Source organism: Streptomyces sp. S465 (assembly GCF_026898115.1).
In the GTDB taxonomy this organism is placed as follows: domain Bacteria; phylum Actinomycetota; class Actinomycetes; order Streptomycetales; family Streptomycetaceae; genus Streptomyces; species Streptomyces luomodiensis.
The window spans coordinates 8,542,623-8,563,078 of the sequence record NZ_CP114036.1; the positions used below are offsets into that span (position 1 = coordinate 8,542,623).

16 protein-coding genes are annotated in these 20,456 nt (G+C 72.3%); 5 read left to right on the plus strand and 11 right to left on the minus strand.

Annotated elements, in window-relative coordinates:
• Positions 1 to 75: 75 nt before the first annotated feature.
• The 3 genes from N6H00_RS35950 to N6H00_RS35960 form a co-directional block, all read right to left on the minus strand.
• Positions 76 to 264, minus strand: a complete 189-nt coding sequence (locus N6H00_RS35950; protein ID WP_268976048.1) for a hypothetical protein — start codon at positions 262 to 264, stop codon at positions 76 to 78.
• A gap of 64 nt (positions 265 to 328) precedes the next feature.
• Positions 329 to 1,303 carry a DMT family transporter gene (locus N6H00_RS35955; RefSeq protein ID WP_268976049.1) on the minus strand — a complete coding sequence of 325 codons (975 nt, stop codon included), beginning with the start codon at positions 1,301 to 1,303 and terminating at the stop codon, positions 329 to 331.
• Between the two features lie 223 nt (positions 1,304 to 1,526).
• A complete protein-coding gene (locus N6H00_RS35960; RefSeq protein ID WP_268976050.1) occupies positions 1,527 to 3,065 on the minus strand; it encodes a Rieske 2Fe-2S domain-containing protein in 1,539 nt (512 codons plus the stop codon).
• A gap of 265 nt (positions 3,066 to 3,330) precedes the next feature.
• Between N6H00_RS35960 and N6H00_RS35965 the strand changes: the two genes are divergently transcribed.
• Both N6H00_RS35965 and N6H00_RS35970 read left to right on the plus strand, forming a co-directional pair.
• On the plus strand, positions 3,331 to 4,809 hold the full coding sequence (locus N6H00_RS35965) for an FG-GAP repeat domain-containing protein (RefSeq protein ID WP_268976051.1): 1,479 nt from the start codon (positions 3,331 to 3,333) through the stop codon (positions 4,807 to 4,809).
• A 155-nt stretch (positions 4,810 to 4,964) separates the two neighbouring features.
• Positions 4,965 to 6,311: a S1 family peptidase gene (locus N6H00_RS35970; protein WP_268977248.1), complete on the plus strand. Its 1,347-nt coding sequence runs from the start codon at positions 4,965 to 4,967 to the stop codon at positions 6,309 to 6,311.
• On the opposite strand, the gene N6H00_RS35975 is transcribed toward N6H00_RS35970, so the two are convergent.
• From N6H00_RS35975 to N6H00_RS35985, 3 genes are all read right to left on the minus strand, one after another.
• A complete protein-coding gene (locus N6H00_RS35975; protein WP_268976052.1) occupies positions 6,290 to 7,306 on the minus strand; it encodes an SMP-30/gluconolactonase/LRE family protein in 1,017 nt (338 codons plus the stop codon). The two genes, N6H00_RS35970 and N6H00_RS35975, sit on opposite strands and share 22 nt — an antisense overlap.
• Positions 7,307 to 7,310: 4 nt before the next feature.
• The gene (locus N6H00_RS35980; protein ID WP_268976053.1) at positions 7,311 to 7,955 is read right to left on the minus strand and encodes a diguanylate cyclase; all 645 of its coding nucleotides are present in this window, start codon (positions 7,953 to 7,955) and stop codon (positions 7,311 to 7,313) included.
• 123 nt (positions 7,956 to 8,078) lie between these two features.
• Positions 8,079 to 8,657 carry a TetR/AcrR family transcriptional regulator C-terminal domain-containing protein gene (locus N6H00_RS35985; RefSeq protein ID WP_268977249.1) on the minus strand — a complete coding sequence of 193 codons (579 nt, stop codon included), beginning with the start codon at positions 8,655 to 8,657 and terminating at the stop codon, positions 8,079 to 8,081.
• Positions 8,658 to 8,737: 80 nt separating this feature from the next.
• On the opposite strand from N6H00_RS35985, the gene N6H00_RS35990 reads away from it, so the two are divergent.
• Positions 8,738 to 9,982: an FAD-dependent monooxygenase gene (locus N6H00_RS35990; protein WP_268976054.1), complete on the plus strand. Its 1,245-nt coding sequence runs from the start codon at positions 8,738 to 8,740 to the stop codon at positions 9,980 to 9,982.
• A gap of 56 nt (positions 9,983 to 10,038) precedes the next feature.
• On the opposite strand, the gene N6H00_RS35995 is transcribed toward N6H00_RS35990, so the two are convergent.
• From N6H00_RS35995 to N6H00_RS36010, 4 genes are all read right to left on the minus strand, one after another.
• Entirely contained in the window at positions 10,039 to 13,155 is a 3,117-nt protein-coding gene (locus N6H00_RS35995) for a glycoside hydrolase family 2 TIM barrel-domain containing protein (protein WP_268977250.1), read from the minus strand.
• A 119-nt stretch (positions 13,156 to 13,274) separates the two neighbouring features.
• Positions 13,275 to 13,979: an HAD family hydrolase gene (locus N6H00_RS36000; RefSeq protein WP_268976055.1), complete on the minus strand. Its 705-nt coding sequence runs from the start codon at positions 13,977 to 13,979 to the stop codon at positions 13,275 to 13,277.
• 87 nt (positions 13,980 to 14,066) lie between these two features.
• Positions 14,067 to 14,309 (minus strand): hypothetical protein, encoded by a 243-nt coding sequence (locus N6H00_RS36005; protein WP_268976056.1) that lies wholly within the window; start codon positions 14,307 to 14,309, stop codon positions 14,067 to 14,069.
• Between the two features lie 76 nt (positions 14,310 to 14,385).
• Positions 14,386 to 15,585, minus strand: a complete 1,200-nt coding sequence (locus tag N6H00_RS36010) for a cation diffusion facilitator family transporter (protein WP_268976057.1) — start codon at positions 15,583 to 15,585, stop codon at positions 14,386 to 14,388.
• Positions 15,586 to 15,934: 349 nt separating this feature from the next.
• Between N6H00_RS36010 and N6H00_RS36015 the strand changes: the two genes are divergently transcribed.
• On the plus strand, positions 15,935 to 17,818 hold the full coding sequence (locus tag N6H00_RS36015; protein ID WP_268977251.1) for an amino acid transporter: 1,884 nt from the start codon (positions 15,935 to 15,937) through the stop codon (positions 17,816 to 17,818).
• Positions 17,819 to 17,830: 12 nt separating this feature from the next.
• Here N6H00_RS36015 and N6H00_RS36020 read toward each other — a convergent pair whose 3' ends face one another.
• Positions 17,831 to 19,168 carry a radical SAM protein gene (locus N6H00_RS36020; RefSeq protein ID WP_268977252.1) on the minus strand — a complete coding sequence of 446 codons (1,338 nt, stop codon included), beginning with the start codon at positions 19,166 to 19,168 and terminating at the stop codon, positions 17,831 to 17,833.
• A 162-nt stretch (positions 19,169 to 19,330) separates the two neighbouring features.
• Here N6H00_RS36020 and N6H00_RS36025 point away from each other — a divergent pair, with 162 nt between their 5' ends.
• Positions 19,331 to 20,416, plus strand: a complete 1,086-nt coding sequence (locus N6H00_RS36025; protein WP_268976058.1) for an NAD(+)/NADH kinase — start codon at positions 19,331 to 19,333, stop codon at positions 20,414 to 20,416.
• Positions 20,417 to 20,456 lie beyond the last annotated feature (40 nt).

Sequence of the window (20,456 nt, forward strand, 5' to 3'; positions counted from 1 at the left end):
ATCGTCAACACGGAAGGCCGGCGAGATCATCCCGGCGGGCTCCGGCCGTCGGGCGGTGACGCGGGGGGACGGCCGTCACGCCGCCAGGCGCCGCCCCGTGGGGGAGGGGGCGGGGGCGGAGGTGCGGGCTTCCTTGTCGCCGGTCCGCTCCGCCGTGCGCTTCGCGTCGTCGGAGCGACGTCCCCGAGCGGGGAAGGTCAGATCCGGTACGTCGACGACCGGAGGCAGATCGGGAGTGAGCAACGGCTGCTCATGTGTGTTCATGACCCGCGGGTACCCAGGTGCGGCACTCTTACCCTGCGATACCGGTCACAGTCGGACATGGCGGTCAGATCGACGGTTCACGCCCGCGTTCCGGCGGGTCGAGGGCGACGGGGGCGGCCGGTCGCGCGGCCACGACCGTCGACCGCGCGGAGCGGGACCCGCGGCGGGAGATCCCCACCCCGGCCAGGCACAGCGCGCCGCCCGCCAGCGTGAGCGGGCCCGGCACCTCGTCCAGGGCCAGCCAGGACATCAGCACCACCAGCGCCGGAACCACATAGGTGGTGGCGCCCATCCGGCTCGCGGTGGTGCGGGCCAGGGCGAACGCCCAGGTGGTGAAGGCCAGGGCGGTCGGGAAGAGCCCCAGGTAGACCATGTTGAGCGTCGCGGACAGCGGTGCCCGCGCGGCCTCGGTCACCAGCGTGCCGGCGAACGGCAGACAGGCCACCGCCCCCACCAGACAGCCGAAGGTGGTCACCTGGAGGGCCCCGGCGTGCCGCAGGGCCGGCTTCTGGGACACCACACCACCGGCGTAGGACACCGCGGCCAGTACGCACAGCAACACCCCCCGCACGGACGCGTCGCCCGAGCCGGACATCGACACCCCCACGACCACCGCCCCGGCGAAGGACACCGCCATGCCCGCCAGCAGCGGGCGCGGCAGCCCCTCGCCCAGCAGCCGGGCGCCGAGCAGCGCGACGAGCAGCGGCCCGATGTTGACGACCATCGCTGCGGTGCCGGCGTCGACCTCCCGCTCGCCCCAGTTGAGCACCACCATGTAGAGGCCGAACCACAGGACCCCCGAACAGGCGATGCCCGGCCAGGCCGCCCGGGGCGGCCACCCCACCCGCCGCACCAGACTGATCGCCCCCAGCACCAGCGCCCCGGCCAGCAGCCGGCCGAGCGCCAGGGCGCCGGGGGAGTAGGCCGCCCCGGCGCTGCGTATGGAGACGAAGGCCGAGGCCCACAGCGTGACGGTGATGCCTGCCGCGGCCACGGCGGGCCATTGCCGGGAGCGGCCGGCGTCCGGTGGAAACGTCATGGCGCCGAGCGTAGGACGTGGGATTTTCGGTGCTCAACGAAGTTTCCACGGCCCGCCTCGGCGCCCGCGCCCCCGGGGCCGTCACACCGGGCGGGGCCCGCCGGACGGCGCTCGTCAGCAGATGCCGCCCGCGAGCGGGCCCCATGCCGGCACGGCCAGGTCGCACGCCCTTCGCCTGGGGCAGGAGTTCGCGGTTCCCACGGGGGCGCGGGCCGCGGATGTGTTACGGCGCGGCCGAGGCGCGGATGTCGTGTCCGTCCGAGGTCAGACAGCGGCCGGTGGACAGGTCGTACCGCCAGCCGTGCAGGGTGCAGGTGAGTACATCGCCCTCGATCTGCCCGAACCGGCTGAGGTCGGCGCGCAGATGGGGGCAGCGCCGCTGCACCCGCCAGCCGTCCAGCACGATGTCCTGGCCGTCGTCCTGGCATGAGTCGTAGTAGTTCTCCACGTACTCGATGCGCTCCATGGACAGGCACTTGAAGAACACGTACAGGAACTCGTTGTAGGGCCCGATCCGGCTGGCGGTGAACCGCATCGACAGCAGCAGGCTGTTGGACCAGTCCGCCTCGCGCCGCGCGATGTTGGTGGCCACCAGATCGGCCGAGGTGGACAGCGTGTAGCGGCAGCGCTCACCGTCCCAGAGGCGGACCTCCCGCGCCGGGAAGTCGATCACGATCGGCACCTCGCCCACGTCCAGCCGGGCCGGGCCGCCGACGCCCGCGCAGATCCGGTCGGCCCTGGTCAACAGCGGCTCCCACCACTGCTTCAGCTCGGTCAGCAGCCGCTCGCGCGGCAGCGCCGGGGCGCGCGAGGCACGCTCGGCGGCGAGCGCGGGCCGCTGCCGGCGGGCGAAGTCCCGCAGATACGCGCGCTTGTCGCCGAAGATGCGCTCGATCTCCTTGCCGGTGTAGCGGTGGGTGAGCTTGCACGCGGTGCCCTCCGGCTCCGCCACCGTCCCCGGCAGCAGCAGATGCGCCGTCACCTCCGGGCGCGCCCGGCCGAGCTCGCGCAGGAACTCCAGCTGGTCGACGAAGATGCTCTCGCCGTCCCGGCCGGTGCCGTTGTGCTCGAAGAGCTCGTCGTCCAGGAAGCACGGCGGGCCCGCGTTGGGAAACACATGCTTGGCTTCCACCGCGTCGATGTAGCGCAGCGCCCGGTCGAACTGGCCCTGCCGCTTCCGTGCGGCGAACTCCTTCTTGGCGGAGAGCGGCAGTTGGTACACCATCGGGTACCAGATCGCGCCGGAGAACTGCACGAAGTACGCGTCGACCTCGCCGAACTCCCGGATCGCCGCGATGTCCAGCGGATGGGCGTCGTTCTGGTTGAGCAGGACGACGCGGCCGTCGTCCAGCGAGAGCGCCGAGTCGCCGATGGGCCCGTCCCCGGGGCCGGTCAGCGCGGTGATCATGATGCGCAACCCGTCGCGTTCGACCGGCACACCGGAGCGGGTGCGCAGGAAGCGGCTGAACCCCAGCCCGCTCAGCTCGCGTTCCAACTCGTCGGTGGCGAAGGCCGGCAGCAGCACGGTGATGTCCTTGCGCACGTTCCGGCGCAGGTTCTCCACGTCGAAATGGTCCCGGTGCAGATGCGAGACATAGAGATAGTCCGCCGCGCGACCATAGTGCGTCCAGTCCAGATCGGTGTTGTCCGGGAACGGAAACCACGAGCCGAAGAAGGCGGGGTTGACCCACGGGTCGCAGAGCACCGACCCCGCCGCGGTTTCGATGAACAGTCCAGCATGCCCCAGTCCGGTCACACGCATACCACAGCACCTCAACCCGGTCGGCGATGTCGGATGTCTCCACCGTGTCGGGGTTCGTGGCCGTGTGCATCCGCGGCTGCGCCTGCCGGGTGGCGGCATCCGCCACCCGGGTCACGCCGATGTGGTCAGGGTTTTCGGCCCTGACCGGTGGCGGCCGCGCCGGCCGGTGGCGGCCGCGCTGCGGACGCCCGTCGGCCGGGGAGCCGGCCGTAACGAAATGATCTCTCCTCTGGCGTATCCGCACCGGATGCGCTGTCGTGGCGTGATGGCATCCCCCAGCACCAGGCTCCGCCCCGCCGCCGCCACCCTCTGCGCCGCCGCGCTGGCGCTGCTCACCGCGTGCGGCGGTGGCGGTGGCGACGACGAGGAGAGGAGTGGCGACGGGACCGGGAAGAGCACGGCCGCACCCGTCGTCACCCCCACCGCGACCGCTCCCGTCACCCGTGGCGAGGGCAGCGCACTTCCGGACGACCTCAACGGCGACGGCCACCCCGAGCTCAGGATCCCGCTGGCCTCCGATGAGGAGTTCGGCGGACTGCACCGGATCGCCTACGTGTACGGCTCGGCGAAGGGCGTCGACCCCGCCGTCCGCACCGTGCTCGACCGTGCCGAGCTCGGCCTGCCCACCGGCGCCGGGGGGCCGGACCGCGACATGGGCGAGATGCGGTCCGCGACCACCGCCGACCTCGACGGCGACGGCTACGCCGAGGTGATCGCCACCGCCACCAAGGACCGCGATCCGGCCGGGATCGAGCGCGTCCACATCACCACCCAGACGCTCCCCTACATCACCTGGGGCGGCCCCGAGGGGCCACGCCGGGGGGCCTCGGCCACTCCGGTCCGGCTGACCGACGCCGACGACGGGCTGGAGAGCTCCCAGCCCCTGGCGGTCGGTGACTTCAACGGGGACGGACACCACGACCTGGCCGCCATACGCCAGAGCGGCAAGGACTTCCACGTGCTGTACGGTCCGTTCGGCCGCGACGGGGAGGCCGCCCGCACCGCGACCTACGCCAACCCGCTCGGCACGAGCGGCCAGATCGCCGGGCTGTACGCCGACGCGATCGACGGCGACCGCCCCACCGATCTGGTGGTGCACGCCCAGGGCGATGACGACCAGATGGAATCCGCGCTGCTCACGGCGGGCCCGGACGGCCTCGCCGAGACGGGCCGCACCCTCCGCAAGGGCAACGCGATCGCCTTCGGCGACTTCGACGGCGACGGGAAGCGGGATGTGGCGGTCGCCGACACCGGCACCCGCAACGACGAACCCGGCTATGAGACCGAGCCCGCGGACGTCGACCATTCGGTGAGCGTGTACACCCAGCGCACGGCCGGCTCGACCCCTGCGCCGATCAAGATCCCCGCCCTGGGCGGCGATGTCCTCGCCGCGGCCGACACCGACGGCGACGGCACCGATGAACTGGCCGTCTCGCTGCGCACCGGCGGCACCCAGCTGCTGACGATCCGCCCGGACGCCCCCGGGGAGATCGCCCACCGCCGCACCCTGAACCGGACCGTCCCGGCCCGCGTGGACGGCCGCAAGGTGCCGGACAAGCGGCGCGCCGTCAAGCTCTACGGCGCGGGCGACTTCGACCACGACGGCAAGGACGAAGTGGTGCTGGCCTGGGGACCGGATGCGCTCTTCGCGCTCTACGGGGAGAAGCCGCAACGGTTCTGGGTGACCGACGGCACCGATGACAAGGTGGTGTTCACCAGCGCGCCCTACGGCGACCGGCGCTGACACCGCCCCGGCGGCCGCGTGCCGCCCGACGCTCACGGTCCGCCCGGAGCGCACGATCCGCCCAGGGCGTGAGCAGGACGCCGCTTCCTTGCGTACGAGGGGGAGGGCCTTCGCCGTCTGAGGCCCCGGCCGGATCGACGTGAGGAGGCAGGGTGGTGAAGCACATGCGGCGGGGCGTGCGCGATCTCGTGCGGTGGGCGGCCATCGGGGCCCTGGTCTGTGGCGGGGTGATGGTCTCCCGGGCCGGGCCGGGCGGAGCGGCCCACGGGACGGCCGGGGGCGGCGGCTCGCGGCCCCTGATCGCGCGGGCGACGGACGACGTGGGCGGACGGCTGGTGTCCCGGCTCGGCACCTCCCGTACGGCGGGCAACTGGATCGGCGCCGACGGCCGCCCGGTGGTCGCGGTGACGGACGACACGGCGGCGGAGGAGGTCAGCCGGGCCGGGGCCAGGGCCGAGCGGGTCCGGTACAGCATGGCGCAGCTGGACTCGGCCACCCGGAAGCTGCGCTCGGCGCCCCGGGTGGCGGGCACCGCGTGGCTGGTGGACCCGCGCGCCAACCGGGTCGTGGTGATCGGCGACGGCACCGTCTCCCGCGCCGGCTGGTCGAGGGTGAAGAACCTGGCCGCGGCGGTGGGCGACGAGGTGCGCACCCGGCGGACGACGGGCTCCTTCACCACCAGAACCGCCGGTGCCGCCCCCCTGTTCACGAGCGGCAGCCGCTGCTCGGCCGGTTTCAACGTCACCGACGGCCGAACCGGGTTCCTCCTGACGGCGGGACACTGCGGCCCCACCGGGACCCGCTGGTTCACCGACGGCGGCGGCTCCACCGGCATCGGCACCACGGTCCGCGGCAGTTTCCCGGGCAATGACTTCTCACTGGTGCGGTACGACAACACCTCGCTGGACCGGAGCAGCGTGGTGAACGCCGGCGGCGGCCGGACGGTGCGGATCACCGGTGCCGCCGACCCCGTGGTGGGCCAGGAGGTGTTCCGCGCCGGCAGCACCACCGGGCTCCGCTCGGGCGAGGTGACCGGGCTCGACGCGACGGTCAACTACCCCGAGGGCACGGTCACCGGGCTGATCCGGACCACCGTGTGCGCCGAACCCGGCGACAGCGGGGGCCCGCTGTTCGCCCAGGGCGTGGCGCTCGGTGTGACCTCCGGTGGCAGCGGCGACTGCACCCGGGGCGGGGTGACGTTCTTCCAGCCCGTCACCGAGGCGCTGTCGGCGCTCGGGGTGACCATCCCGGGCGACAGGTCCCGGCACACCGACCCGTCCGCCGCCCCCGCCGCTCCCGGCGGCCCGGCGGGCGCCGCGTCCGCCCCCGGCGCATCCGGGACCGGTGACGGCCTCTGGACGCTCGACGAGGTCGTGGCCTACGCCCGGAGCCTCGGCCCCGGGCCGGCCGTCGTCGTGGTGGGTTTCGCCGGGCTGCTGTCCACCCTGACCGTCCGGCCCCGGCGCCGTCGCCGTCGCGGCTACCCCACCGGATGGGGATGAGCCGGCGGCGCGTCGTCCCCGGGCGGCAACGTACAGACCGCGATGCCCCGTTCGAAGAGGCTGCCCAGCACGAGGAGGCCGCCATACGCGCACGCGCTCGTGGCCGTCCGGTACGGGGCCCGGCGCCGCACCAGATGGCGTACGACCCGGCCGTCGGGGCCGAACGCCAGGGCGCGCACCGTGGGCCGCGGGCGCGGCCGGACCCTGGCGACGACGGGCGCCACCGCCCTCCTGAGCGGCGCGGGCGCGCGCTGCAGCAGCTCCATGGCGGGCTCCCGCGGCCCGGCGAGGGCCACCCAGAGGAGGCCGCCGGGGCCGCGGGTGAGATTGTCCGGGAAGCCCGGCAGATCGTCGGCGAGGACGTCCCGTTCACCCGCCCGGCCGCCGGTCAGCCACAGCCGGCTGATCCGGTAGGCGCCGCTCTCGGCCACGGCGACATACGACTCGTCCGCGGCGAGAGCGACCCCGTTGGCGAACCGCAGCCCGTCCAGCAGCACTTCCGGCCGGCCGCCGGGCCGCAGCCGCAGCAGCTGCCCGGTGGCGGTGTTCTCCAGGATGTCGCGCAGCCAGTGCTCCAGGCCGTGGCGGCGGCTGGACACGGTGAAGTACACCGTGCCGTCCGCCGCCGTGGCGACATTGCTGCAGAACCGCAGCGGTCGCCCGGCCACCTGGTCGGCGACCACCGTGACGGCCCCGTCGTCCGGTTCGACCCGCAGCAGCCCGCGCCGTGCGTCGCACACCAGCAGTCCGCCGTCGGGGCAGGGGGCCAGGCCCAGCGGCCGTCCGCCGGTGTGCGCGAGCACCTCGGAGCGGACGAGCCCCCGGGCCGGCGACAACGTCAGCCGCCGGATCGCCCCGTCCGCGGTCCCGGTCAGGATCCGGCCCCGCGCGTCGACGGTGACGTGTTCGGGCCCGTGCGCCTCCGGCGCCAGCACCCGCGGACACGGCAGGGGTTCGGCCGCCCCGGTGGCCGGCCGGGTGCGCGGTCGCGGCATGGGCTCATACCGCCTTGCGGGCGCGGGCGGCCCTGACGCACCGCCGCATCTCCTCGGCGTAGGGCAGCACCACGAAGGCGCCGATGCCGAGCCCGATCGCCGCCAGGTAGCGGGCGGGCAGCGGGTTGTCCTTGGGCAGCAGCCGCCAGTCCTCGGGCCGGTCCCCGCCGCGCAGCGCGGCGCGCACCTGGTCCCAGTGCAGACAGCAGGTGAACGCCATCGCCGACAGTGGCAGGACCTCCAGGAAGCTGTGGATGTGCTGTTCCACCGGCCGCACCTCGCGCTCGCCGGTGGCCAGGCTGACATCCCACAGCGCGGTGGCGCCGTGGGCGACGGCGGCGCCTCCCATCACCGACAGCACCAGCGGATTGACCCGGGCGAGCAGCGCCATCGCGACGGGGACGCCGGCCTCCGTCATCATCAGGGCGTGCACCGCCGACTCCCGGGTGCCCGAGGTCTCCTCGATCCGGGTCCGCCGGTGCATGAGCCAGTCGGCCACCGCGGGGACGAACCACAGCGGCATCACCCCGTACATCAGGAACCGCCGGTTGGCGTCCTCGACGTCCACGGGGGTCCGGGGCACCCGCAGATCGCGGGGCCGCCGCCACCGCCGCCACGCACGGGCCACCGGACCAAGGGCACCAGTCATCTCGCCTCCAGCACGATGTCGGAAGAAACCGGGTGCCCCCTTCGTATCCCGCACAAACGGCGGCGGGTGGCTCCCCGGCTCCCGGCGTGGCGCCGGTGTCGTCCACCGGGGCCATGCGTGTGCCTACCGGGGCGTCCTGGACCCCTGTGCGGTGCACTGCACCAGGCCGTTCAGGATGAGGGCGAGGCCCGCCTCGAACGCCGACTCGTGATCGATCACCGGCATGCCGGCCGGTAGCTCCGCGCCGTCGGCGGAGCCGGTGTCCGCCTGCTCCTCCAGGACGCTGCCGACCGTGAAACGGCCGGCGGCCAGCATCGCCATCTGCGCGTCCCGCTCGGGCACGCCGGAGGCGACGAGGAAGTCCATCTTGTGGCGGAGCCGGTCGAGGTCGCCGGTGGGGGTGCTGCCGGCGTGGAGCCGTGCGCCGTCCCGGCGCATCAGCAGGGTGCGCCGGAAGCTGCGCGTGTTGTCCAGGAACCAGTCGCGCCAGTCGTCGCCGGGTGTCGGCAGCGGGGCGGTCGCATGGGGGGCCATCGCCGCCTCCGCCATGGCGGCGATGAGGTCTTTCTTGGTGCGGAAGTACCAGTAGAGCGACGGCTGCTCGACGCCCAGTCGCTTCGCCAGCCGCCTCGTGCTGACGGCGTCCAGCCCGACCTCGTCGAGCAGGCCGAGCGCCTCGGCGATGACGGTCTCACGGTTCATCTTGGTCACGTTGACAATCTATCGCTGATAGATGACGCTGAAAAGGAATCTTTCACTGATAGATTTTCGAGGTGATGGGCATGACAAAGGGATCGCGGCCGCTGCGGGTCCTCGTCGCCGGTGGCGGCATCGCGGGGCAGGCTCTGGCCTACTGGCTCACGCGGGGCGGCCACCGGGTGACCGTTGTCGAACGCTTCCCGGCGCTGCGGGCCACTGGGGCCCAGGTCGACCTCCGGGGGCAGGGCATCGAGGCCGTCAAGCGGATGGGGCTCCTCGACACTGTCCGCGCCAAGCTCGTGGACGAGGCGGGCGTCGCTTTCATCGACGCCCGCGGCAGGGCCAGGGCGACGATCATGGCCAACACCTCGGGGCAGGGCCGGCAGACCCTCACGTCCGAGTACGAGATCATGCGCGGCGACCTGGTGCGCATCCTCCACGACGCGACGAAGGACGACACCGAGTACGTCTTCGGCACCAGCGTGGACGGCTTCGAGCAGGATGAGCACGAGGTCACCGCGCACTTCTCCGACGGGTCCTCCGGTGCGTTCGACCTCCTGGTCGGCGCGGACGGACAGGGATCACGCATCCGGCGAGCGCTTCTCCCCAAGGGATCCGACCCGTACTGGCGCATGGGCATCCACATGGCCTACTGGTTCATCCCGCGCATCGCGTCCGACAGCACCATCCGGGACACCTACATGGTCCCGGGAGGCCGCCAGATCATGCGCCGCAGCCACAACCCGACCGAGACCCAGGTGTACTTCGTCCTACGGGAGGCATCCGATGCGGCCTCGGCGATCCACCGCGCGCCCGTCGAAGCCCAGCAGGAGTTCTGGGCCGCCAGGTTCCGCGACGCCGGATGGCAGACCGAGCGCTTCATCGAGGGGATGAGGACGAGTCCGTTCTTCTACTCCCAGGAGGTCGTCCAGGTCCGCACCGACACCTGGTCCAAGGGCCGCGTGGTGCTGGCCGGTGACGCCGCCCACTGCGCCTCCCCCTACAGCGGCATGGGCATCTCCGGCGGCCTGGTCGGCGCGCACGTCCTGGCCGGTGAGATCAACCGGCACCCGGACGACCTGCCGACCGCGCTGGCGAACTACGACAGCGTGCTGCGGCCCTTCGTCAACCACATCCAGGGCGGGGTGAATCCGCGCCTGCTGCGCCTGGCCATGCCGAGGACACAGCGCGCGATCGACGCGTTCCAGGCCGCCGCCTCGCTCGCCTGCTTCCTGCGCGTCCCCGACCTCGTCGCCCGCCACTCGAAAGAGGACCGCGGCGGCGACTGGCGGCTCCCCGCGAACCCGGCGCCGGTCAGCACCGGCTGAAGGGCGGCGGGCAGCGGGACCGATGGGGCCGTCATGAGCGGGGATGGACACGTCGCTCAGCCGTCCGTGGCGTCGAACGCGACGATGCGCTGGGCGCCGTTCGCCGCGCCCGGGTGACGGCTGGTGAGGTCCAGCCGGAGCCGGGAGGTGCGGACCGGGTCGAAGGTGATGACCGTCGGGGTGTCGGAGGCGGTGGCCCAGGTGACGACCGCCCCGCGCACCGGAACCCAGGCGTGGCCGTGCCACGCCGAGACCTCGATCGAGGCGGGCAGGGTGTGCGTGGCATCGACGGTGAAGGACACCTCGACACGGCGCAGGCGCCGCTTCCCCTCCCAGGTCACCGAGACCCAGTCGGCCTTCCGGGCACCGTCGAAGGCGGGCAGCAGCGCCGTGGCGGCCTTGTGGAAGGCGTTGGACCAGCCGGTGGCCGGGTCGCCGTCCAGCATGGCCGAGGGCAGGGTCGTCGGTGCGCCCGAGTAGCTCGCGTCGGCCTGCGGATAGCCGGGGGCGCCGGGGCCGGGGCCGGGTGCGACGGCCGCCGGGCGGGTGACCGGCTCCGATGTCCCGCCGGTGGCGCGGACGGTGGCGGTGCCGGTGCGCAGCCCCGCCGCGCGGGCGGTGAGGGTGAGGGGCCCGGCCTCGGTGCCGGAGCGGACGATGGCCAGGGCCTTGCCGTGGAAGGCGGTGCGGGTGGTGGCCTGGTAGCGCTCGGCGCTCTCCTGGCGGCCGTTGTCGACCCCGGCCAGGGAACCTCCGGTGACCTTGAAGGAGATCAGGTGGCCGGCGTCGGGCACCACCACGCCCTTGGCGTCGACGATGTCGGCGGTCACGAAGCACAGGGAGCGGCCGTCGGCGTCGACGGTCTCGCGGTCGGGGGTGAGCCGCACGGCGTGCGGGCGGCCCGCCGTGCGCAGCACATCGGTGGCCACGACCGTGCCGCCGCGCCGGGCCACGGCCTTCAGCTCGCCCGGTGCGAACGGCACCTTCCAGGTGAGGTGGAGCTTTCCGGCGCTGCCGGTCGGGCTGGTGTAGCTGCCGGGGTAGGCGCCGGAGGTGACGGTCTTGTCGTCGCCGGTGGGCTCGGTGGTCTCCAGATAGGCGCGGCCGTCGGTGGTCTTCTTGGTGTCGAACTCGCGGACCCCGAGCGACCGGCCGTTCAGGAACAGCTCCACCGTGGCGACGTTGGAGTACGCCCACACCTCCACGGTCTCGCCCGCGCGGTGGCCGGTCCAGTCCATGGGGACCAGATGGACCATCGGCTCGCTGGTCCACTGGCTTTTGAAGAGGTGGTACATGTCCTTGGGGAAGCCGGCCGTGTCCACCGCGCCGAAGAACGACGCCTTCACCGGGAAGACGTCGTACGGCGTGGGCTCGCCGATGTAGTCGATGCCCGACCACAGGAACTGCCCGGCGAAGAACTTCCGGTCCCGGTCCTTCTTCAGCCCGTACTCGCCGCTGATGGTCCAGGAGGCGAGGTTGTTGTCGTAACTGGAGGTCTCGCGCTTGCCGGGGGTGTGGTTCTCGCCGGTGTTGAGGTGTTCGGGCTCCTGGTAGGTCCCGCGGGTGGAGGTCTCGGAGGAGGACTCGGACTCGAAGAGGAACAGATGCGGATAGCGGGCGTGCAGGGCGTCCACCGAAGCGGCGGTGTTGTAGTTGAGGCCGAGCCCGTCCAGCTTGGCGAGCATCAGATCGGCGGGGGAGCCCTCGGCGGGCAGGGTGCGGTACTTGTCCGAGCCGATCACCACGGGTCTGGTGTCATCGGCCGCGCGGACGGCGTCGGTGAGCCGCTGGGCCATGTCCAGCCCGGCCGCGCTGGTGGAGTCGGGGATCTCATTGCCGATGGACCACATGACGACCGCGGGGGAGTTGCGGGCGGCGTACACCATCTCGGTGATGTCCGCCTCGCAGTGCTCGTCGAAGAAGCGCCCGTAGTCGTAGGTGTTCTTGCCGGTCCGCCAGCAGTCGAACGCCTCCACCAGCATCACGATGCCGAGCCGCTCGCAGACGTCGATCACCTCCGGTGCGGGCGGATTGTGGGAGGTGCGCAGGGCGTTGACGCCCATGCTCTTCATGATGGTCAGCTGGCGCAGCACGGCGTCGGCGTTGACCGCGGCGCCGAGCGCGCCCAGGTCATGGTGCAGGTCGACGCCCTGGAGCTTGGCGTAGGCGCCGTTCAGCGAGAACCCGTGGTCGGGGTCGACGGTGACATGGCGGAGCCCGAAGGGGGTGCGGTACCGGTCGGTGGTGTCCTGGCCGACCCGCAGTTCGGTCTCCAGCACATAGCGGTGCGGGGTGTCGAACGACCACAGCCGCGGCCGGTCGACCCTGAGCTCCTGGGTGGCGGTACGGGTGTCACCCGCCCCGACGGTGAGGGTGGAGCGGGCCTGGGCCACGGTGTGCCCGTCGGGGTCCTTGACCGTGGAGACCACGGTCACCGGCTCGGGGTCGGCCCCCTCGTTGACCACCAGGGTCTGTGCCCGCACCGTGGCGTGCCCGGATGTCAGGGCGGTGGCCAGGTCGGGGGTGGTGACATGGGTGCCCCACCGGGCGATGTGGACCGGGTCGGTGACGACCAGCCGGGCGTGGCGGTAGATGCCGCTGCCCGAGTACCAGCGGCTGCTGGGGAGCCGGTTGCGCACGCGGACGGCGAGGACGTTGGGGGTGGCGCCGTCGGTGTGGGCCACCTCGGTGAGGTCGAGGGCGAAGCCGGTGTATCCATAAGGGTGCTCGCCGACCAGCCGCCCGTTGCAGTACACGGACGAGTCCATGTAGACGCCGTCGAACTCGACGGAGATCCGCTTGCCCGCGAGGGCGCGCGGCAGGGTGAAGGCGGTGCGGTACCAGCCGAGCCCGCCGGGCAGGAATCCGGTGCCGCCGCTGGTGCCGTGGTCGGTGGTCGGGGTGAGTTCGATGCTCCAGTCGTGCGGCACCGCGACCTCGCGCCAGTCCGAGTCGTCGTACGCCGGATCGTGGGCCTGGTCGTACGCACCGGTCGGATCGCTGATCCCGCCGGGGTTGACGAGGGCGAATCGCCAGCCGTCGGTGAGCGGGATGGTCCGTCCTCCCAGGGCGCGGGACGCGGTGGCGCCGTGCGCGGGACCGGCCGGGACCAGGGTTCCGGCCATCGGCGCGGCGGTGCCTGCGATCAGCAACGATCTGCGAGTGACCGCCATCGCGATCCCCATTCTCTTCGATTATGTTCGACTACGACGGGGATCGACCACAACACCCCCCTTCGCGCAACAGATTCTGACGGTTTCGAACAGGGGACTGTCAAGAGGCCCGCAGTCACTCAGCGCCCCAGCGCACTGTCGTCCAGCTGCCGGAGCAGATCCGCGGGGTCGCGGTAGATCTCGGCCGCACCGGCCTCGCGCAGCAGCTCGGCGGGGATGCCGCCGGACAGCAGCGCGATACTGCGCACCCCGGCCTTCCCACAGGCCGCCATGTCCCACACGGTGTCACCGACGAAGACCGCGTCCCCGGCCGGTACCCCGGCGCGCTCCAGGGACTGTTCGACCAGGTCCGGCGCGGGCTTGCCCTCCCCGACGTCATCCGAGCTGAGCACGGCACCCAGAGCCTCGTCGGCGCCGATCGCCGCGCGCATCGCGGCCAGTTCGTCCTTCGAGGCGGAGCTGGCCAGCACCACGTACCAGCCGTTGCCGGCCAGGGTGCGCAGCAGCTCCGAAGCGCCGTCGAGGGCGGGCAGCCGGGGGAAGTACTCCGCGTACAGGGCCTTGTGCGCACCGCTGATCCGCTCGTCCCGCGACCGGTCCCGGTCCTCGGGCAGCAGACGGTCCATGAGCTTGTCGGAGCTCATCCCGATGGTGTGGTGGATCTCCCGCATGCCCACCGTGTGCCCGGCCTGCCGCATCGCCTCCCACCAGGTGACGGCGTGCAGATAGTTGGTGTCCACGAGCGTGCCGTCCACGTCGAACAGCGCGGCCCGGCGGCCACCGGCGTCCCTGCCTGCGGTGTCAGCGGTGCGTTCGCCGCTCATCGTGTCCTCCCGGGGGCAGTCGGTACGACGACGAGGTGGCCCCCACCCGCGGCGGGGGCCACCTCGTGAGGAAAGGGGCACCGGCACTCAGTAGTGGTGGTGGTGCCGGGAGTGATGATCGGGATCGTCGACCACGGGGGGAGCCACGGCGGTCGGCTCGACGATGCGCCGACGCTTGTAGACACTCACATACGCCGCTGTCCCGATGATGCCGACGGCCATCAGGATCAGGCCCACCAAGGGGACGTTGAAGCCGTTGGCGTTCCAGTCGGTGGCGAAGGTGAGAATGCCTCCCACCGCAATCATCAATATGCAACCGCCCAGGCCCATCAGTTCTGCCTCCGTACATGAGTTGGCTTGTCGCGGGCTGGTCTTCACCGGGTACCCAGGCCGGCCGGGGCCAATCTCACCCCTCGCGGTCCTCCCGTGCCTCGGCCGCCACCGTCTCGTCGAGCGCCCGGAGGTCCTCCCGTGCCTGCGCCCGGTCCCGGGCGGAGGCGTCGGTGACATCGAGGAAGATCTGGTCGGCGTGCGGCCACAGCCGCGTCATCGCCTTCTTGACACGCACCAGGACCTCCTCGACCTCCTCGCTGTCGAGCCCGGGGACGAGGTCGACCCGGGCCGCCACCAGCGTCGAATCGTTGCCCAGACGCATGGTCAGCAGGGTGGTCACGGTGTCGATCTCGGGCTGACCCGTCAGGAACCGGCGCAGCTCCCGGCGCTGGGCGGGGTCGATCGCCTCGCCGATGAGCCGCCCGCGCGACTCCTTGGCCAGCCGGTAGGCCACATAGACCAGCAGCGCGCCGATCAGGAACGAGGCCGTGGCCTCGTAGACCGCGTCGCCGGTGACCATGTGCAGCCCCATGCCGGCCAGGGCGAAGACCACGCCCAGACATGCGGTGGAGTCCTCGGCCAGGACGGTGCGCAGCGTGGGGTCGTCTCCCGCGCGCAGTTCGGCCACCAGGGAGCGGCCCGTCTCCCGGGCGTGGCCGCGGACCTGGAACAGCGCACGGACCAGCGAGGAGCCCTCCGCGAGGAGCGCCACGCCCAGGACCGCGAGGCCGACCAGATAGCCGCTGTGGTCCTCCGAGCCGCCCGCGCTCAGCGCCTCGGCGCCCTGGAAGAAGGAGAAGCAGCCGCCCATGACGAAGATGCCGACGGCGGCCAGCAGCGCCCAGAAGTAGCGTTCCTTGCCGTAGCCGAAGGGGTGCTGTTCGTCGGGGGCCCGCCTGCTGCGCTTGAGGGAGGCGAGCAGAAACACCTCGTTCAGGCTGTCCGCGACGGAGTGGGCGGCCTCGGAGAGCAGCGCGGGGGAGCCGGCGAAGGCCCCGCCGGCCGCCTTGGCCAGCGCGATGACGAGGTTGGCGCCGAGGGCGACGAAGACGGTGACCGCCGTTCTGGCGTCCTTGCCCCCCGACGCGTCGTGCCTGTCCGGCCCGCCTGACCTGTCCGGGGCGTGTGGCCTGTCCGGGGCGCGCGAGTGCTGCGGCGCGTCCGGCGTATCCGGTGGTGTCCGCGGCGTGTCCGGCGTGTCCGGCGTACCCGGGGTGTCCGGGATACGCGGTGTGCCGGGCCGGCCGGAAGGGTGGGGTGCGGAACGGCTCATCGGCGGAAGACTCCATAGGCGGGAAGGTCGTGCCGTGGCCCTCCCCGCCGGGGACGGCCGGACGGCCTGTCCCCATGGCGTGTGTCCCGATGGCGGGAGCTCAATCGTGGCACGCCCGCCGGACAAGCGCGCCCGCGATGTCCTACGGCCGGCCGCACCGGCCGGGTGGCGGCGGGCCGGGCCGCATACGCTGACCGAAGGGTCTCACCGATGGCCGAAACCTTGTCCTGTACGACGGGAGCACCCGGTGGTCTCCTCCACCTCGGGCGGCGGCGCCGCCTCCGACGGCGGGCCAGGCGGCGGGCCGCGGCAGCGGCTGCGCGCCTGGCTGCTGGAGGGCCTGTCCGACATGGCCAAGCGCCAGCCCGGTCCGCATGCCCAGCCGGAGGGCGCCCACCGGGGCCATGCGTGGTGGCGGGTCATGTGCCTGACGGGTCTGGACTACTTCTCCACCCTCGGCTACCAGCCCGGTATCGCCGCCCTGGCGGCCGGGCTGCTCTCCCCGCTCGCCACCGTGGTGCTGGTGGTGGTGACGCTGGTGGGCGCGCTGCCGGTGTACCGCAGGGTGGCCGAGGAGAGCCCGCACGGCCAGGGCTCGATCGCGATGCTGGAGCGGCTGCTGACCTTCTGGCGGAGCAAGCTGTTCGTCCTCACCCTGCTGGGCTTCGCGGCCACCGACTTCCTGATCACCATCACCCTCTCGTCCGCCGACGCCACCGCCCACCTCGTGGAGAATCCGCATCTCACCGGGACCCTGCGCGGCCATGAGGTGGCCGTCACCCTGATCCTGGTGGGGTTGCTCGGTGCGGTGTTCCTGAAGGGGTTCACCGAGGCCATCGGGATCGCGATGGCGCTGGTGGCGGCCTATCTGCTGCTCAACGCCGCCGTGGTGGCGGTCGGGCTGTGGCATGTGTTCACCGCGCCGCGGGTGATCCCCGACTGGTCCCAGGCGCTGGTCGCCGAGCGCGGCAGTCCGCTGGTGATGGTCGGGGTGGCGTTGGTGATCTTCCCCAAACTGGCCCTGGGCCTGTCCGGGTTCGAGACCGGCGTGGCCGTGATGCCGCATATCGAGGGCAGGCCGGGCGATGTGGAGGAGCGTCCCGCCGGACGCATCCGGGGTGCCAAGAAGCTGCTGACCACCGCCGCGGTGATCATGAGTATCTTCCTGATCACCTCCAGCTTCATCACCACCCTGCTGATCCCGCAGCGGGAGTTCGAACCGGGCGGCCAGGCCAATGGGCGTGCCCTGGCCTATCTCGCCCACGAGTACCTGGGCTCGGCGTTCGGCAGCGTCTACGACGCCTCCACCATCGCCATCCTCTGGTTCGCCGGCGCCTCGGCCATGGCCGGACTGCTCAATCTGATGCCCCGCTATCTGCCGCGCTACGGCATGGCACCCCACTGGGCACGCGCGGTCCGCCCCATGGTGCTGGTGTTCATCGCCATCGCCTTCGTGGTGACCTGGATCTTCGAGGCCGATGTGGACGCCCAGGGCGGTGCCTACGCCACCGGTGTGCTCGTGCTCATCACCTCCGCCGCCATCGCCGTCACCATCGCCGCGCGGCGCGCCCGGCAGCGCGGCTGGACCCTCGGCTTCGGCGTGATCTCAGTGATCTTCCTGTACACCACCGGGGTGAACATCGTGGAGCGGCCCGACGGCGTCAAGATCGGCGCCTGTTTCATCGCGGGCATCCTGGCCGTATCGCTGCTGTCCCGGGCCGTCCGGGCGTTCGAGCTACGGGTCACCAGCGTGACGTTCGACCCCCTGGCCGAGCGGTTCGTCCGCGACACCGCGCACCGCAGAATCCGCTTGATCGCCAATAAGCCGGAACGCCGTGACCTGGCCGAATACCGGGAGAAGCAGCATCAGATCCGGGCGGACAACGATATCCCGCCCGAAGAGGACATCATCTTCGTCGAGGTCACCGTCGCCGACCCGTCCGAGTTCGAGAGCGAACTGCTGGTGCACGGGGAGGTGGCGCACGGCCGCTACCGCGTGCTGACCATGCAGAGCGCCACCATCCCCAACGCGCTGGCCGCGCTGCTCCTGTGCGTACGGGACATGACCGGGCAGCGCCCGCACATCTACTTCGAGTGGACGGAGGGCAATCCGCTCGCCCACTTCCTGCGCTTCTTCCTCTTCGGCCAGGGAGAGGTGGCCCCCGTCACCCGTGAGGTCCTGCGCGAGGCCGAACCCGACCGCGGCCGCCGCCCCCATGTCCACGTCGGCTGAGGGGACCCGGCCTCAGGACGCGGCCGGCTCCGGCTCCGGGTCCTCGGCGGGCAGGCTGTCCATGAACGAGCTGACCGAGAACACCGCCCGCCCCGGTCCCGGCGGGCCGTATCCGGGGGGCGAGGTCAGCCCGAAGTCCTCGAGCGTCGCCCGGTAGGTCTCCAGCAGCCGGATGTGGTACTCCAGCGGGGCGCCGTGCGGATTGGCCTTGCCCAGCGGTGTCGTCGGCTCGGGGCACCAGGTGGTGAACCGGGGCACGACGCCGTGCGACATGAAGAACCGCAGCCCTTCGGCGGTGGAGGCGATCGCCTCGTCCACGGAAGGGAAGCCGAACGGCTCGGCCATCTCCACGCCCGCGACGAAGTTGGGGATCACGTTCCGGGCGCCGAACACCTCGGCCGAGTCCAGGATCCGGCGGTGCCACTCGTCACGGCCGATGTAGCGCTCCTTGCCCGGACAGTACAGCTCGAACAGCCGCCGGTCCCACACCTCGAAGTTGGGGTGGTAGATGCGCACCCCGTAGTCGTGGAACCGCTGGACGTCTTCCTTGGGCAGCGCCTGCGCCACCACCTTGCCGATCCACCGGCCCGGGAAGCGCTCCTCGATGGCCTTCGCGTAGTGGCCGTAGAAGTCGGCCTCGTCACGGCCGCCGACCTGTGAGGTGATCGCCCCGCCGGTGAGGGTGTACGCCTGGGAGGTGCGGGCGGTGTCATGGCGGTCGATGATCTCCAGCGCCTCCAGCACCTCCTCCACCGGCTTCACCCCGGTGTAGGGGCGGCCGGCCGCCTTGTGCTGACGCCAGTTGTGGTTGATGTCGCAGTACTGGCACTCCTCCTTGGCGCCGAAGTACTGGCACACCCGGAAGACCGTCAGATAGACCAGGTAGCCCCACTGGATGGTCGGCGCGACCTCCATCACCGACTTGCCGTTCGACAGGGTGTGGCGGTAGTAGTCCGGCATCGGCGGCAGCCCCACATCGGCGATCCGCGCACCGTCCAGGTACAGGCCCAGCGCACCGTCCTCCCCGGCCCGGACCACATACGGCGAGGCGGGGTTGACGCGGACGGACACCACGGTGCGGCGCAGCTCGTACGGCCCGCCGGTGAGCACGATCTCCTCGGGCGGCCGGTTGAGGGCCGCGGCGCCCAGCTCCGGCAGGGTGCGGTGGTCGAACGAGAAGATGAAGTACGACTTCGGCTTGACGTCGCCGTCCTCGTTGCCGCTGAGCGCGGACTCGTCGAAGGCCATCCCGCCGCGCAGCAGGTCCTCCTTGAGCACGGCTTCCCGGGGCACCTGCGGGAAACGCTCCATCAGGTCCTCGACCAGCGCGGTACGCCCTTGGCTCTCCATCTGCTGCACCATCCCCGGCTGCGTCGACACTTTTGCTGACAACACCTTAGATCAGAACGGATGTTCGACATGGGGGGTGGTCCAGGTGGGTGTCCGGACGCACGGTCCGGTGGGCGGTCCCGGTGGGCGGTCCGGACCCGGCCCGTCTACGGTGGAAGGGCCATGGCTGTCAACCGGCTCGGCCTGGTCGTCCACCAGGCCCGCCCCACCGCCGTCGCGGGGGCGCGCACCGCCCACGCCTGGGCCGCCGCCCATGGCATCCCCTGCTGTGAACTCGACGTCTGGCACGGCGACCGGCCCCGGCGCAGCGCCCAGGAGGAGTCCGCGGCCGCCGGCCATCCCGATCTGATCGTCACCTTCGGCGGCGACGGCACCTTTCTGCGCGGCGCCCGGATCGCGGCCGGGAACGGGGCCGCCGCGCTGGGCGTGAACGTGGGGCGGGTCGGCTTCCTCACCGAGATCACCGCCGACCAGGTGGCGGACGCGCTGGACGCCGTCCACGACGGCCGCCACACGGTCGAGGAGCGCATGCTGCTCACCCTGCGGGCGTCCCGGCCGCTGGAACTGCCCGAGGGCATGGACGCGCTGCTGCGCTACGGGCGGGGCCCCGCCCTGCCCCCGCCCAGGGTCCGCCCCGGCAGCCGCCCCGAGCAGGTCGGCTGGGGCATCCCGCTGGACGCCGTCGCCGTCAACGACGTGGTCTTCGAGAAGCTCGCCCGCGACCGCCAGGCCGGGCTGGGCGTGTACATATCCGGGCAACTGCTGGCCTCGTACTCGGCCGACGCGGTCATCGTGGCCACCCCGACCGGCTCCACCGCGTACAGCTTCGCGGCCGGCGGGCCAGTGGTCTCCCCGTACCTGGACGCGGTCGTCTTCACCCCGGTCGCCCCGCACATCGCCTTCGACCGCACCGTGGTGGCCGCGGTGGACGAGGCCGTCGCCGTGCGGGTGCTGCCCACCTCGGGGCGGGTGGCGGTCAGCCTCGACGGGCAGCTGCGCGGGGTGCTGGAGCCGGGCGACTGGGTGGCGGCCTACCGGGCACCGGACCGGCTGCGGCTGGTACGGCTCGCGCCGACGCGGTTCTACCACCGGCTGCGGGACCGCTTCCGGCTGGCCGATTCGCCCGCCGCCGACCCGGCCCCGCCGTTCTACCGCCCCCGCTCCCCGGTCCCCGCGGACCTGGCCCATCTGCGGCTGCCGCCGGCTCCCGGCGAGCCACCGGAGCCGGGACGCGGCGACCGGCGCTGAGGACGCGGGGTGCCCACCCCGATGCCAGGCCGAGGATGCG

Bases quoted from the DNA above. Each gene is read 5' to 3' on its own strand.
- N6H00_RS35950 (WP_268976048.1), bottom strand. From the start codon at position 264: ATGAACACACATGAGCAGCCGTTGCTCACTCCCGATCTGCCTCCGGTC.
- N6H00_RS35955 (WP_268976049.1), bottom strand. From the start codon at position 1,303: ATGACGTTTCCACCGGACGCCGGCCGCTCCCGGCAATGGCCCGCCGTG.
- N6H00_RS35960 (WP_268976050.1), bottom strand. From the start codon at position 3,065: ATGCGTGTGACCGGACTGGGGCATGCTGGACTGTTCATCGAAACCGCG.
- N6H00_RS35965 (WP_268976051.1), top strand. From the start codon at position 3,331: ATGGCATCCCCCAGCACCAGGCTCCGCCCCGCCGCCGCCACCCTCTGC.
- N6H00_RS35975 (WP_268976052.1), bottom strand. From the start codon at position 7,306: ATGCCGCGACCGCGCACCCGGCCGGCCACCGGGGCGGCCGAACCCCTG.
- N6H00_RS35980 (WP_268976053.1), bottom strand. From the start codon at position 7,955: ATGACTGGTGCCCTTGGTCCGGTGGCCCGTGCGTGGCGGCGGTGGCGG.
- N6H00_RS35985 (WP_268977249.1), bottom strand. From the start codon at position 8,657: ATGAACCGTGAGACCGTCATCGCCGAGGCGCTCGGCCTGCTCGACGAG.
- N6H00_RS35990 (WP_268976054.1), top strand. From the start codon at position 8,738: ATGACAAAGGGATCGCGGCCGCTGCGGGTCCTCGTCGCCGGTGGCGGC.
- N6H00_RS35995 (WP_268977250.1), bottom strand. From the start codon at position 13,155: ATGGCGGTCACTCGCAGATCGTTGCTGATCGCAGGCACCGCCGCGCCG.
- N6H00_RS36000 (WP_268976055.1), bottom strand. From the start codon at position 13,979: ATGAGCGGCGAACGCACCGCTGACACCGCAGGCAGGGACGCCGGTGGC.
- N6H00_RS36005 (WP_268976056.1), bottom strand. From the start codon at position 14,309: ATGGGCCTGGGCGGTTGCATATTGATGATTGCGGTGGGAGGCATTCTC.
- N6H00_RS36010 (WP_268976057.1), bottom strand. From the start codon at position 15,585: ATGAGCCGTTCCGCACCCCACCCTTCCGGCCGGCCCGGCACACCGCGT.
- N6H00_RS36015 (WP_268977251.1), top strand. From the start codon at position 15,935: ATGGCCAAGCGCCAGCCCGGTCCGCATGCCCAGCCGGAGGGCGCCCAC.
- N6H00_RS36020 (WP_268977252.1), bottom strand. From the start codon at position 19,168: ATGGAGAGCCAAGGGCGTACCGCGCTGGTCGAGGACCTGATGGAGCGT.
- N6H00_RS36025 (WP_268976058.1), top strand. From the start codon at position 19,331: ATGGCTGTCAACCGGCTCGGCCTGGTCGTCCACCAGGCCCGCCCCACC.